At 75.1% G+C, this 13,418-nt stretch carries 9 protein-coding genes; 1 reads left to right on the forward strand and 8 read right to left on the reverse strand.

Annotated features, from left to right (window positions below):
• Window positions 1-34 precede the first annotated feature (34 nt).
• The 4 genes from ACLQ14_RS17780 to ACLQ14_RS17795 are packed head-to-tail and all read right to left on the reverse strand — an operon-like array spanning window position 35 to window position 6,786.
• Window positions 35-2,062: a TPM domain-containing protein gene (locus tag ACLQ14_RS17780; RefSeq protein ID WP_425815463.1), complete on the reverse strand. Its 2,028-nt coding sequence runs from the start codon at window positions 2,060-2,062 to the stop codon at window positions 35-37.
• A 55-nt stretch (window positions 2,063-2,117) separates the two neighbouring features.
• Complete coding sequence (locus tag ACLQ14_RS17785; RefSeq protein ID WP_425815465.1) at window positions 2,118-3,770, reverse strand: DNA repair helicase XPB; 1,653 nt, start codon at window positions 3,768-3,770, stop codon at window positions 2,118-2,120.
• Entirely contained in the window at window positions 3,767-6,307 is a 2,541-nt protein-coding gene (locus ACLQ14_RS17790; RefSeq protein WP_425815467.1) for a helicase-associated domain-containing protein, read from the reverse strand. The genes ACLQ14_RS17785 and ACLQ14_RS17790 overlap by 4 nt, the downstream gene beginning before the upstream one ends.
• A gap of 44 nt (window positions 6,308-6,351) precedes the next feature.
• Window positions 6,352-6,786 (reverse strand): MarR family winged helix-turn-helix transcriptional regulator, encoded by a 435-nt coding sequence (locus ACLQ14_RS17795; protein WP_425815469.1) that lies wholly within the window; start codon window positions 6,784-6,786, stop codon window positions 6,352-6,354.
• Between the two features lie 134 nt (window positions 6,787-6,920).
• Here ACLQ14_RS17795 and ACLQ14_RS17800 point away from each other — a divergent pair, with 134 nt between their 5' ends.
• Complete coding sequence (locus ACLQ14_RS17800) at window positions 6,921-8,300, forward strand: FAD-binding oxidoreductase (RefSeq protein ID WP_425815471.1); 1,380 nt, start codon at window positions 6,921-6,923, stop codon at window positions 8,298-8,300.
• Between the two features lie 60 nt (window positions 8,301-8,360).
• On the opposite strand, the gene ACLQ14_RS17805 is transcribed toward ACLQ14_RS17800, so the two are convergent.
• Genes ACLQ14_RS17805 through ACLQ14_RS17820 form a run of 4 tightly spaced genes read right to left on the reverse strand, consistent with a single transcriptional unit; the run spans window position 8,361 to window position 13,255 of the window.
• Window positions 8,361-9,554 carry a glycoside hydrolase family 1 protein gene (locus ACLQ14_RS17805; RefSeq protein ID WP_425815473.1) on the reverse strand — a complete coding sequence of 398 codons (1,194 nt, stop codon included), beginning with the start codon at window positions 9,552-9,554 and terminating at the stop codon, window positions 8,361-8,363.
• Between the two features lie 34 nt (window positions 9,555-9,588).
• A complete protein-coding gene (locus ACLQ14_RS17810; protein WP_425815475.1) occupies window positions 9,589-11,256 on the reverse strand; it encodes an ABC transporter ATP-binding protein in 1,668 nt (555 codons plus the stop codon).
• Window positions 11,253-12,272: an ABC transporter permease gene (locus tag ACLQ14_RS17815; protein WP_425815477.1), complete on the reverse strand. Its 1,020-nt coding sequence runs from the start codon at window positions 12,270-12,272 to the stop codon at window positions 11,253-11,255. The genes ACLQ14_RS17810 and ACLQ14_RS17815 overlap by 4 nt, the downstream gene beginning before the upstream one ends.
• Before the next feature lie 2 nt (window positions 12,273-12,274).
• A complete protein-coding gene (locus ACLQ14_RS17820; protein WP_425815479.1) occupies window positions 12,275-13,255 on the reverse strand; it encodes an ABC transporter permease in 981 nt (326 codons plus the stop codon).
• Window positions 13,256-13,418: the final 163 nt, after the last annotated feature.

Consider the following 13,418-nt stretch of genomic DNA (forward strand, 5'->3'; position numbering starts at 1 on the left):
CGGTGTTGCCGTTCGTGAATGTCCCTGGCAGGGGTCAGAAGCGCCCGCCGGTGCTGCGGTCCCCGCCGCCACCACCACCGCCGAAGCCTCCGCCGCCTCCACCGAAGCCGCCTCCGCCGCCCCAGCCGCCCCCGCCCCCGCCGAAGCCGCCTCCGCCGCGCAGGATCGAGTCGATGAGGATGCCCCCGAGGATCATGCCGCCGACGTTCGAGCCGCCGCCCCCGCCGGGCCCCCGCTGCTGGTTCGACCAGGTCTCGACGTCGCGCTGCGCGAGCTGCTGCGCCTGCTGCGCGTACTGCTCGGCCTGCTGCGCGAGCGTGAGGGCCTGCTGCGGGTCGGAGTCCTTGAGGGCCAGGGCCTGCTGCAGCAGCCGCGCCGCCTCCGACAAGCGGGTCCGGGCCTCCGGTCCGACGGCACCCTTGCGGGTGTCGATGAAGTCGCCCACGGCCCGCACCTGCGAGTCCACGCGGCCGATCGTCTGGTCGAGGAGCGCACGCGCCTTGGCGTCGGCCTCGGCCTTGGCGCGGAAGGGTGCGAGGGCGGCGTCGAGCGTGGCCTCCGCGGACGTCAGCTCGGCCTGCGCCGCGAGCGGGTCCCCGCCGGTCCGGGCGGCACGCGCGGCGCTGACCGCGGCCTGCGCGGGGCCGACGGCGGCCTGCACGCCGGCGTCGGCGGATGCGAGGCGCTGCGCGTCGGCCAGGTCGGACGTGATCGACGCGATCCCCTTCTCGAGGTTCTCGCCGGCGTGGGCGAGGCGGTCGCCGGCGCTCTCGACGGCGTCGAGCAGGGTGGCGGCCTGCCCGACGGCGGTCCCGCCCGCCCGCGACCGGGCCACGGCCGCCCCGCGGTCGCCGCGCTCGACGTCGGCGCGTCCCTCGGTCACGGAGCGCAGCGCGCCGTCGAGCAGGGCGGACGCCTGGTCGGGGTTGCCGGCGAGGGAGGCGAGCGCCGTCGGCGGGTAGGTCCGCGCGAGCTCGGCGAGGCTCGCGCGGGCCGGCTCGACGCGGGCCCTGAGCTCGCCTGCGCGCTGCTCGACCTCGTCGAGGACCTGCGGGGCGCGGGCCTCGAGCTGCCGCAGCTCGTCGAACCTCGCGGCCTGGGCCCGCATGGCGTCCGACGCCGCCCGGCACAGCGTGACGATCTGGATCAGCATGCCGCGGGCCTGGGGCTCGGTCTCGGGCTGGTCGTCGTCGAGCTGTTGGCGCAGCGTGAACGCCTGCGCCACCTTCTGCTTGGCGTCGTCGAGCGCGACCTGGAACTCCTGCGTGGCCTCCTGCCCGAACTGGGCCTGCGCGAACCCGAGCTCCTGCTCGGCGGACTTCGCGTCGTCGTCGATCGTGACGAGCGCGTTCGCGGCCCGTCGCTGCAGGTCGGCCGTGGTCAGCGCGGCAAGGGCCTCGGGCGCGTCGGGGTCGGTGCCCGGCGGGACGTACCGTCCGCCGTTCTGCGCGAGCCGGCGCCCCCGCCGCGACGCGCGCACCACGAAGAGCACGATCACGACGAGGACCGCGAGTCCCACGACCCACCAGACCCACGCCGTCGACGAGCCGGAGCCCTCGCCGCCGAGCGCCTGCGCCCCGGCGATCGCGGCGCCCGCCCAGTCGTCGTCGGACAGGTGGGAGCGGATCTCGTCGTCGGCCTTCGCCAGGTCGTCGTCGGACAGGACGGACGTGGGCGCCTCGACGCGCAGCCCGTACGCGCGGTCGTCCGTCGCGACGGCGAGCAGGAGCTGGTTCTTCCCGAGCTGCGACAGGTCCGCCGTCTGCTTGGCCCAGTCCTCGCCCGACGCGCCGTCGAACGACGACACGTAGACGACCCACAGGTCGAGCTCGGTGGTGTCGGACAGGTGGTCGAGCGCCGCCTTGACGTCGGCCTCGTCCGAGCCCTTCAGCGCGCCGACCTGGTCGGTGATCGGCCCCGAGAGCCGGAACGGCGCCACCTGCGGCAGCGGCGCGGTCGCCCCCGCCGACGAGGGGACCAGGAAGACGGGGACGAGGACGAGCGCGATCAGCGCGAGCGCGACGGACGCGAACGACCGCCGCGGACGGGGAGGGAGGGCCACGCACCGATACTTCCGTGCGGGTCCCCGGGCCGCAACCAGGCTCCGGGCGGCGATCTCAGCCGGCGAGCTCCGCCTCGAGGTCCTCCGCGTCGACGATCCGGTACGCGTAGCCCTGCTCCGCGAGGAACCGCTGGCGGTGCGCGGCGAAGTCCTGGTCCACCGTGTCCCGGGCGACGACGGCGTAGAAGTGCGCGGTCCGGCCGTCGTGCTTGGGGCGCATGACGCGGCCGAGGCGCTGGGCCTCCTCCTGGCGCGACCCGAACGACCCCGAGACCTGGATCGCGACCGACGCCTCCGGCAGGTCGATCGAGAAGTTCGCGACCTTGCTCACGACGAGGTGGTTGATCTCGCCCGCGCGGAACGCGTCGAACAGGCGCTGGCGCTCGCGCACCGTCGTCTCGCCCGTGATGAGGGGCGCGTCGAGGTGCTCGGCCAGCTCGTGGAGCTGGTCGATGTACTGGCCGATCACGAGGGCCTGGTCGTCGGGGTGGCGGGCGAGGATCTGCTCCACGACCCGGTTCTTGCCCGACGCCGACGCCGCGAGCCGGTACTTGTCCTCCGGTTCCGCGGTCGCGTAGGCCATGCGCTCGCCGTCGGGCAGGGTGAGGCGGACCTCGACGCACTCGGCGGGGGCGATGTAGCCCTGGGCCTCGATGTCCTTCCAGGGTGCGTCGAACCGCTTGGGCCCGATGAGCGAGAACACCTCGTCCTCGCGACCGTCCTCGCGCACGAGCGTCGCGGTCAGGCCGAGGCGGCGGCGCGCCTGCAGGTCCGCGGTCATGCGGAAGATCGGGGCGGGCAGCAGGTGGACCTCGTCGTACACGACCAGGCCCCAGTCGCGGGCGTCGAGCAGCTCGAGGTGCGTGTAGACGCCCTTCCGCTTGGTCGTGAGGACCTGGTAGGTGGCGATCGTGACGGGCTTGATCTCCTTGCGGGCGCCCGAGTACTCGCCGATCTCGTCCTCGGTGAGGCTCGTGCGCTTGACCAGCTCGTCCTTCCACTGGCGCGCGCTCACCGTGTTGGTCACGAGGATCAGCGTGGTCGTCGAGGACCTCGCCATCGCGCCCGCGCCCACGAGCGTCTTGCCCGCCCCGCAGGGCAGCACGACGACGCCGCTGCCGCCGTGCCAGAAGCTCTCGACCGCGTGCTCCTGGTACGGGCGCAGGGTCCAGCCGTCCGGGGTGAGGGCGATGTCGTGGTGCTCGCCGTCGACGTACCCGGCGAGGTCCTCGGCGGGCCAGCCGAGCTTCACGAGCACCTGCTTGAGGTGGCCGCGCTCGGAGGGGTGCACGACGACGGTGTCCTCGTCGACCCGGTCGCCCAGCAGCCCTGCGGTCCGCTTGGAGCGCAGCACCTCGGTCAGGACGGCGCGGTCCAGCGACTGCAGGACGAGGCCGTGCGTCGGGTGCTTGACGAGCTGGAGCCGCCCGTAGCGGGCCATCGTCTCCGCGACGTCGATGAGCAGCGCGTGCGGCACGGGGTACCGGCTGTAGTCCATGAGCGCCGCGACGACCTGCTCGGCGTCGTGGCCCGCGGCGCGCGCGTTCCAGAGGCCGAGCGGCGTGAGCCGGTAGGTGTGGACGTGCTCGGGGGCCCGCTCGAGCTCCGCGAACGGGGCGATCGCGCGGCGCGCCTCGGCGGAGCGCGGGTGGTCGACCTCGAGCAGGAGGGTCTTGTCGCTCTGGACGATCAGCGGTCCGTCGGTCATGCGTCCTCCGTGCGGGTGGTCGGTGGGGTGGGCAGCGCCGGCACGACGCGCGCGATCCGGTGGACCGCGACCGTGAGCTCGGCGTCGCGGGCGGGGTCGACGGCGCGCAGCCGACCGGCGTCGAGCCGCAGCGGGCGGACGGTCCGGGTCACGGGGACGCCGCGCGCGTCGACGGTCTCGAGGGAGACGAGCGTCTGCTCGGCGATGGCGTCGTGCAGGAGGCCCAACAGGTCGCCCGGCTCCGTTGTTCCCCGGGTCGGCGCCGACCGGCGGCCGCGCGCCCCGCCGCGAGCCGGCTCGGGGCCGGGGGCGGTCGCGCCGTCGTCGGGGGCGGGGACGACCTCGCCGCCGTGCCCCCACGACGCGTCCGCGTGGGCGAGCGCGTCCCGCGACCGCAGCTCCGCGACGACCGCCTCCGCACGCGCCGCCACGAGCCCCGCCGCGCGTGCCGCGCGCTCCGGCAGCCCCGACGACGCCGCGACGGGGGCCCCGTAGCGCGAGCGACCGCGACGCCGGCCCGGCGGGACGGTCCGGGGCCGGTCGGCCTCGGTGCTGACGGTCCGGCCCTCGTCGTCCTCGAGCGCCGCGCTCACGCCCGACGACGCCAGCGCGGCCCGCAGCTCGGCCGCGGGGACGTGCGCCGCAAGGACGGTCGGGCCGAGCTGGTGCAGGCCGGTCGCGCGCAGGCCGGGGTCGGCGAGGAACGACGCGACGAGGGCCGGGTCGTCGACGCGCACGTAGCTGAGCGCGGCACCGACGCGCACCCGGCCGAACCGCCGGGCGGCGTCCCGCACGAGGTACTCGAGCGGCTGCGGCACCGTGCCGCGGGTGTGCCGGGCGAGCGCGGCGAGCAGGGTGTCGGCGTCGCCCGCGCTGCCGGCCGCCAGGGCGCGCGTGACCGAGTCGAGCGTGAACCGGACGGTCAGGGCCCCGCCGCGCGACTCGACCGTGGCGGCGTCGTCGACGAGGCGCGCGAGGTCCCGTGTCGGGCGGCCGGGCACGATGCCGGTGAGGTCGCCCTGGAGGAGGAGGTCGTCGACCTCGGGCGGGAGCACCGCGTCGAGCGCGGCGACGGGGTCCGCGTCCGGGCCCGGGCCGGCGTCGGCTTCCGCGAGGAGCGCGGCCCCCGGACCCGTGAGCGTGCCGAGCGCGACGACGCCGAGCAGCTCGGCGCCGCGCCAGACGCCCGCCACCGCCTCCGGGGGCGGCACCGCGCGCGGGGTCGTCCAGGCGAGGACGTCCTGCACCTCGTCGGCGGTGAGCGGGGAGGGCGAGGCCTCTGCGGCGTCGAGCACCGTGCGGCGCAGGCGGGCGGCCCAGCCGGCGGTGTGCGTCGGGTCGAGCGCCGAGCGCAGCGCGCCCGCCGCGTCGCGGGTGGTCGCGACCCACGGGGTGCGCGACGACCCGAGCCAGGCGCGCGCGAGGTCGGCCCACCGGCCGGGGACGTCGTCCGCGAGCCAGGCGTCGACGAGCGTCGTCGGGACGAACGAGGCGGGGACCTCGCCGTCGTCGGCCACGAGCTCGGCGGCGAGCGCGAGCTCGGCGACCTGGGCCGCCGTGGGCTCGTCGACGTCGAGCCGGAGCGCGAGCCGGCGCAGGTCCCGGGCAGCGAGCCCGCCCGTCCGCAGGACCGCCGGGGGCGCCTGCTCCCACGCGTGCACGAGGTCGGCGACGAGGCGGACCGACTCCTCGGCGGCGCGCCCGGCCTCGGCGTCGACGGTCGCGGCTGCGTGCGGCGTGCGGTCCGGGACCGGTGGGCCCGGCCGGACGTCGCGGTGCGTCAGGCCGCCACGCAGCGCGAGGGCGACCGGGGCGGGAAGGGCGACGCGGCCGGCGTCGTCACCGTCGAGGCGCTCGAGCAGGCCCCGCTCGACGAGCCACCGCGTCGCCGCGATCCCTCGCGCGTCCGAGCGCGGTGCTACCCCGACGGGCGGTCCCCAGGCCAGGGCCTCGAGGATCGCGCGGGCGCCGGGCGGGGCGTCGTCGAGCGGGTCGAGGGCGTCCTGGTCCGGGGCCGTCGCCGCCTCCGGCGCGAGCAGCCCGGCCGGGTAGGGGCCGACGGCCTCGAGCACTCCCGGCGCGGCGCGCAGGTCGGGCTCCGCGGCGTCCGGCGACGCGTCCCAGACGAGCGCGAGCAGGGTCAGCCGGTCCGCGGTGGCGCTCGCGGCGGCGGTCAGCGCGTCCGGGGAGACGTCGTCCGCGGGGCCGAGGCCGTTGACGACGTCGCTCACCCGCAGCGCGTGCGGTGCACGGTCGTGGGGTTCGGCGCCCCGGACGGCGAACGCCTCGAGGACCTGGAGCGCGAACGTGTCGAGCTCGGCGAGGGCACGGTCGACGCTCGCGCGGCCCGTCGCGCGGGCCGCGAGCGAACGGATCGTCGAGGGGGAGGGGCTCGCCAGGTCGGGTCGGGCGCGCAGCAGCGCGACGAGCGCCGCGTCGTCCCGCTCGCGCAGCGCCTCGCTGAAGGAGCGGGCGCCGGAGGTCGGGGTGGGCGCGGCGCGACGGGTGTCAGCGGTGCTGGGGTCGGGCCTGGCCATCCGATCGAGTCTACGGCCGGGCCGGACGGTCGGGCGGTCGGCGGTCAGTCCGCCGGCTCCTCGGCCGTCGCGGCGAGGCGCTGCAGCGCGTCGAGCACGAGCTCGACGTCGTCGCCCAGCGCGGCCCGCAGGACCCGGTCGTAGTCGATCGCGGCTTTCCGCATGCGCTCGAACGCCGCCCGGCCTTCGGGCGTGAAGGCGAGGCGCTGGACGCGGCGGTCGTGCTCGTCGCGCGTCCGGGTCACGAGGCCCCGCTGCTCGAGGGCCGTGAGGTGGTGGGTGAGGGTCGCGTCGGTGATCCCGACGGTGCGGGCGAGGTCCCGCTGGGTCGTGTGGGTGCCGCGGGCGAGCGCCAGGAAGATGAACCAGACGGCCCGGTTGCCGCCCGCCTCCGCGAGCCGGTGCTCGAAGGCCCGGTTCACGGTCTGGGTGGTGTCCCAGAGGGTGCGGCCCAGCGGCCTGTGCTCGCCGATGCTCATCGCCCGAGCCTAGCCGCACTCCTTGGATGCCATATCTTCAGACGTCGAACCTCTTGATATCTAATCGTTTGACATCTAACGTTACCGACGACGGGCTCGCACGGGGCCCGGAGGAGGGCGGGACGATGAGGCTGATGGACGACGTGAGCCGACTGCTCGGCGGGTCGTGGGGCGGGCGCCTGCTGTCGCGCACGGACCCGGGGTTCGACGAGGCGGCGGGGGTGGTGTTCGCGGGCGACGGCGCGCCGCCCGCGCTCGTGGCCCGGCCCCAGGACGTGAGCGAGGTGCGGGCGGTCGTGCGGGCCGCAGCGGAGACGGGCGTGCCGTTCGCGGTCCGCGGCGGCGGCCACGCGTACGCGCGCTACGGCACGGTGGCCGAAGGCCTCGTGCTCGACCTGCGCCTGCTCGGCGGGGTGCGGATCGACGCCGAGGCGCGCGTCGGCGTGGCGTGCGCCGGCACGACGGCGGGAGACTACACGCGCGCCGCGGCGGAGCACGGGCTGGCGACGGGCTTCGGCGACACGCTGACGGTCGGCGTCCCGGGCCTCGCACTGGGCGGCGGCATCGGGTACCTCAGCCGCCGCGACGGGCTCACGCTCGACAACGTGCTGGGCGCGGAGGTCGTCCTCGCGGACGGCGACGTCGTCCGCGCGTCCGACGACGAGGACCCCGACCTGTTCTGGGCGCTCCGCGGGGGCGGCGGGAACTTCGGCGTCGTCACGCGCCTCGACCTGAGGCTCACTCGGACGCGGGTGGTCACGGGCGGGCTGCTGGCGTTCGCGCCCGACCCGCGGACCGTCGGCGCCCTGCTCGAGGCGGCGGCGCACGCGCCCGAGGAGCTCTCGCTCATGGTCAACGTCATGAAGGCGCCGCCGGCGCCGTTCCTGCCCGCCGACCGCCACGGGACGCCGATCGTCGTCGCGCTCGTGTGCCACTCCGGTACGCCGGACGACGCGGACGCCGCCCTCGCGCCGTTCCGCGCCGCGGGCACGCTGCTCGTGGACCTCGTCCGTCCGCAGCCCTACCCCGACCTGTTCGGCGTGGCGCCGGGCCAGGCCGGGACGCGGCTCGCCCAGCGGACCGGGTTCACGGGCGGCGTGGCCGCGGACGCCGCGGCGGCAGTGATCGAGGCCGTCAGGACGGCACCCACGCCGCTCGCCGTGCTCAACCTGCGGCCGATGGGCGGCGCGATCGCGCGCGTCCCGCGCGACGCCACCGCGTTCGCGCACCGCGCCCAGCGGGTCATGGCGACCGTCGGCGCGCTGAGCCCCGACCCCGGCCTCGCGGGCGCCGCGTCGGACTGGGTCGCGAGGACCGCGGACGGGCTCGGGCTCGGGGGCGCGGCGTACGCGAACTTCGTGGCCGACGCCGGAGCCTCGGCGGCGTCCGACGCCTACCCGCCCGACACGCTGCGCCGGCTGCGGGAGGTCAAGCACCGGGTCGACCCGGACAACCTGTTCCGCTCGAACCTCAACGTCACCCCGGCGGAGGAGCCGGAGCCCGCCCGGGCGTGACGCGGTCCGGTCCGCCCTGCGTCGCGCCCCGTGAGCGACGCACGGCGGACCGGAGGGCTTTCAGCGGACCCGCAGCACGCCGTCCCGCGCGACCGACCCGAGCCACGCGAGCGACGGCTTGGGGGTTCGCTCGAACGTCGTCCGGTCCACGGACACCAGGCCGAACGTCGGCCGGAAGCCCGACGCCCACTCGTAGTTGTCGAGCAGGCTCCAGTGCAGGTAGCCCTCGACCTCGACGCCGTCCTGCATCGCTGCGTGCAGCCCGGCCAGGGCGGCCTCGGTGTAGTCGACGCGGCGGGCGTCGTCGTCGGTGGCGATGCCGTTCTCCGTGACGACGACCGGCACGCCGCCGGTCAGCCGCCACGCCGCGCGCACGCCCTCCGCGAGGGCCGCCGGGTAGTACTCCCAGCCGGTGAGCGTCGTCTCGACGCCGTCGGGGACCTGCCGCGGCCCGTCGGGGCCGATGATGGTCCGCGTGTACGCCTGAACACCCACCCAGTCGTCGCCCTTGGCCGCCTCGAGGTACCAGTCGTCGCGCTTGTGGCCGTACTCGCGCGCGACCTCCTCGCAGCCCGGCTCGGCCTGGAAGGCCTGCGTCGCGACGGTCCACCCGGACCGGGTCCGGCCCGACGCCGCGAGGATCTCGCGGGCGCGCCGGTGGCACTCGAGCAGCGTGTCCGCGACGTGCAGGTCGGGGTCGGGCAGCCCGTACGCGACGAGGTTCGCGGGGTCCTCGCCGCCCGCGATCATGGCCGCGATGTTCGGCTCGTTGATCGTGCAGACCCACTCGACGTCGTCGCCCAGGACGCGCAGCGCGAGCTCGGTGTACCGGGCGAACCGGTCCGCGGCCTCGGGGGAGCGCCACATGCCGTCGTCCGCGAACCAGCGCGGCACCGTGAAGTGCAGGAGCGTGACCATCGGGGTGAGGCCGAGCTCGAGGGCCGTGCCGACCATCCGGCGGTAGTGGTCGATCTCCGCGTTCGAGACGAAGCCCTTCTCCGGCTCGATCCGCGCCCACTCGATGCTGAACCGGTAGGCGTCCAGCCCGGCGTCGCGCAGGAGGGTCATGTCCTCGCGGTAGCGGTGGTAGCTGTCCATCGCGTCGCCGCTGGGCTCGACGATCGACGTCCCCGCGGCGTGCTCGCGGACCCACCAGTCGCTGTTGATGTTGTTGCCCTCGATCTGGTGGGCGGCGGTGGCGGCGCCCCAGAGGAATCCGTCGGGGAACGCGAGCTCTCGGCCGTTCGTGTGCACGGTCGTCCTTTCGTGGGTGGTGCGGGTGCGCGTGTCAGGCGGCGCCGTCGGCGAACCGACGGGCGGGCTGGGGCACGGCGTCGAGGAGCTGGGTGGTGTAGTCGTCCTCGGGGAACCGGAGCACGTGCGCGGTGTCGCCGCGCTCGACGACCTTCCCGTGGTGGAGCACCATGATCCGGTCGGTGACGACGCGTGCCGACAGCAGGTCGTGCGTGATGTAGAGGAGCGAGACGCCGGTGTCGGCGCGCAGGTCCTGCAGGAGGGACAGGACGCCGGCGCGCAGGGAGACGTCGAGCATCGAGACCGGCTCGTCGGCGACGAGGACCTGCGGCTCGGACGCGAGGGCGCGGGCGATCACGACGCGCTGCCGCTGGCCGCCGGACAGCTGGTGCGGCAGCTTGGCCGCGTACTGCTCGACGGGCGCCAGACCGACGCGCTCGAGCAGCTCGAGCACGCGAGCCCGCGCCGCCTCGCCCCTGAGCCCGGTGAAGTTCTCCACCGGCCGGGTGAGCGTGTACTCGACCGTGTGGAGCGGGTTGAGCGCCGAGTACGGGTCCTGGAAGACCATCTGGACGTCCGCGTGCAGCCGCTTGAGGCGGCGGCGCGGCAGCCGGTCCACGCGCAGGTCCCCGAAGGTGACGGTGCCCGACGTCGGCCGCTCCACGCCCGTGATGAGCTTCGCGAGCGTCGACTTGCCCGAGCCGGACTGCCCCACGAGCGCGAGCGCGTCGCCGGGCTCGAGCCGGAACGAGACGTCGTCGACGGCGACCACCTGCTCGTCTCCGCGGCGCCGGGGCGGGTAGACCTTCGTGACGTGGTCGACGACGATCGCGTCGTGCGCGGCGCCGGCCTCGCCCGCGGGGAGCTCGGCGACCGTCCGGCCCGCCGCGACCCGGAGCCCCGGCAGCTCGACGACCTCGGCGCGCGGGTCCGCGTAGTGCGACAGCAGCATGCGCGTGTAGTCGTGGTCGGGGCCCTGGTACAGGTCGCGCGAGGGTCGGTCCTCGACGATCTCGCCGTCGTGCATGACGACGACGCGCTCCGCGGACTCGAGCACGACGCCGAGGTCGTGGGAGATCAGGACGGCCGTGAACCCCTCGGCGGCCTGGAGCTCGCGGATGGTGTCCATGACGGCGCGCTGCACGAGGACGTCGAGCGCCGTCGTCGGCTCGTCGAAGACCATGAGGCGCGGCTCGAGGCTGAGCGCGAGGGCGATGGACACGCGCTGGCGCATGCCGCCGGACAGCTCGCCGGGGTAGCGGTCGAGGACGTCCGCGCCGAGCCGGACCTTGTCGAGCAGCTCGACCGCTCGGGCACGGCGGCGCGCCTTCGGCACGTGGCCGTGGGCGGCGAAGATGTCGCCGAAGTGGTGGGCGACGGTCCGCACCGGGTTGAGGGCGTTCATCCCGGACTGCAGGACCATCGCGAACCCGCCCTGGCGCTGCTCGCGCAGGGCCTCGTCCTCGAGCGACGCCACGTCGACGCCGTCGAACACGATGCGGCCGGACGAGATCCGCGCGGGCGCCCTGGTCAGGCGGGTCATGGCGAAGCCGAGCGTCGACTTGCCCGAGCCGGACTCGCCGACGAGGCCGACGAACTCGCCCTGCTCGAGGCTCAGCGTGACGTCGCGCACGGCGTGCGTCGGAGCCGCACCCCGCGGCTCGTAGACGACGGACAGGTGGTCGATCTCGAGGAGGCTCATCGTCCGGTCCCTTCCCGCAGGCGCGGGTTGGACAGGCCGTCCACGCCGAAGTTGACGAGGGTCATGGAGGTCGCCAGGAGGGCGATGCAGAGGCCGGGCGCGAAGAGCAGCACCCACTGGCCGGTGAGGATCGCCATCGAGTTCTGCGCCCAGAAGATCATCGAGCCCCAGCTGATCGTCGACATGTCGCCGAGGCCGAGGAACGACAGCCCCGACTCGGCGAGCACCGCGGAGGTCGCGGCCCCGAAGAACGACCCCGCGATCATCGAGGTCATGTTCGGGAGGATCTCGCGGAAGATCACGCGCACCGAGCTCTCGCCCGAGAAGACGGCAGCGGTCACGAAGTCCCGCGAGCGCAGCGACCGGGTCTGCGACCGCAGCACGCGCGCGCCCCACGCCCAGCCCGTCACGACGACGACGAGCACGATCATCGGGAGCCCGCCGTTCTGCAGGTAGGCGGCGATGATGATCATGAGCGGCAGGCCGGGCATGACGAGGACGAGGTTGACGAGGAAGTCGACGACGTCGTTGCCCCAGCCGCGCAGGTAGCCCCACGACAGGCCGATGATGACCGCGACGAGCGTCGACAGGCCGCCGGCGACGAAGCCCACGAGGAGCGAGACGCGGGCGCCGAAGACGAGCTGCGACAGGACGTCCTCGCCCGCGCCCGTGGTGCCGAGCCAGTGCGCGCCGCTCGCGGCCTCGTTGCGGCCGAACGCGTCGTCGTGCGGGTCGTAGGGGGCCAGCAGCGGCGCGAACACGGCCATGAGGACGAACAGCCCGAGGATCACGATCCCGACGCGGGCCTTGGGGTGCGCCCAGACGGTCCCGAACCCGCGGCCGGCGACCTGGAGGCCGCGGCCGAGCCGGGTGCGCGACCGGCGGCGGACGCCGCGCACGGCGGCCGGCGACGGGCCCTCCGGGTCGGGGGTCACGGGGTCGAGCCGCAGGGCCGGCGAGGCCTCGCGCGTGCTGGTCTCGACGTGCGGGTGCGGGTCGGTCAGGGGGTCGGTCATGGTCACCGCCTCGTTCGGGGGTCGAGGACGCCGTAGAGGATCTCCACCAGGAAGTTCGCCACGAGGACGCTGACGGTGATCATGAGGAACAGCGCCTGCATGAGGGGGAAGTCCTGGTTGGTGACGGCGTTGAAGAGCAGGTAGCCGACGCCGGGGTAGCCGAAGACCTGCTCGACGAGCAGGGACCCGCCGACGACGCCGCCGAGCACCATGCCGAAGCCGGTGAGGTTCGGGAGGATCGCGTTGCGGGCCGCGTAGCGCACCGCCACGGTCCGGCCGCGGAGGCCGTTGGCCTCGGCGAACGTCACGTAGTCGTCGCCGAGCGTCGTGATCATCGTGTTGCGCATGCCGAGGATCCAGCCGCCGAGCGAGGTCAGCAGGATCGTGACGCCCGGCAGGACCGCGTGGTACCCGGCATCCCAGATGAAGTCCCAGGACAGGTTCGGCACGGCCGTCGCCGAGTAGGCGCCCGACGTCGGGAACCACCCGAGGACGTAGCCGAACAGGAACAGGACGAGCAGCGCGGTCCAGAAGTAGGGGAAGGCCGAGAGGAAGCTGCCGCCGAGGGTCGGCAGCGAGTCCATCCAGGTCCCGCGCTTCCAGGCGGCACCCACGCCGATCAGGGTGCCGAGCACGAACGCGAGGACCGTGACGACGCCGACCATGACGAGCGTCCACGGCAGCGCCGAGGACACGAGCTGCGAGACCTGCTGCGGGAAGAACGTGTAGGACACGCCGAAGTCCAGGTGGACGACGTTGCCGAGATAGTCGACGTACTGCGTCCAGAGGTTGCCGCCGGGGACGCCGAGCTGGGCCTCGATGGATGCCTGGACGGCGGGGGTGACAGGGCCGTTCTGGGCGAGCTTGGCGATCGCGGCGTCGGCGGGGGAGCCGGGCATGAGCCGGGGGATCGCGAAGTTCAGCGTGACGGCGGCCCAGAGCGTCAGGACCAGCAGGCCGAGCTTGCGCAGGGCATAGCGCACGGGAGCCTCCCGGGGTGGGGGTGGTCGGGTGGGGTGGGGCGCGGCGTCGTCGGTTCGACGCGCGAGGCGGGGTGCGGGGGGCGCGCAGGACGCGCCCCCCCCCCCCCCCGCAGCCCCCGGCCGTGAGGTGGGGGGGGCACCGCCCCGGCGGCGCGTCCCCCGT

Origin of the sequence: Luteimicrobium sp. DT211 (genome assembly GCF_049844995.1) — a bacterium.
In the GTDB taxonomy this organism is placed as follows: domain Bacteria; phylum Actinomycetota; class Actinomycetes; order Actinomycetales; family Cellulomonadaceae; genus Luteimicrobium.

What these genes read in the sequence shown, in the direction of transcription:
- ACLQ14_RS17785 (WP_425815465.1), bottom strand. Translation starts at nt 3,770, where the DNA reads ATGACCGACGGACCGCTGATCGTCCAGAGCGACAAGACCCTCCTGCTC.
- ACLQ14_RS17790 (WP_425815467.1), bottom strand. Translation starts at nt 6,307, where the DNA reads ATGGCCAGGCCCGACCCCAGCACCGCTGACACCCGTCGCGCCGCGCCC.
- ACLQ14_RS17795 (WP_425815469.1), bottom strand. Translation starts at nt 6,786, where the DNA reads ATGAGCATCGGCGAGCACAGGCCGCTGGGCCGCACCCTCTGGGACACC.
- ACLQ14_RS17800 (WP_425815471.1), top strand. Translation starts at nt 6,921, where the DNA reads ATGGACGACGTGAGCCGACTGCTCGGCGGGTCGTGGGGCGGGCGCCTG.
- ACLQ14_RS17810 (WP_425815475.1), bottom strand. Translation starts at nt 11,256, where the DNA reads ATGAGCCTCCTCGAGATCGACCACCTGTCCGTCGTCTACGAGCCGCGG.
- ACLQ14_RS17815 (WP_425815477.1), bottom strand. Translation starts at nt 12,272, where the DNA reads ATGACCGACCCCCTGACCGACCCGCACCCGCACGTCGAGACCAGCACG.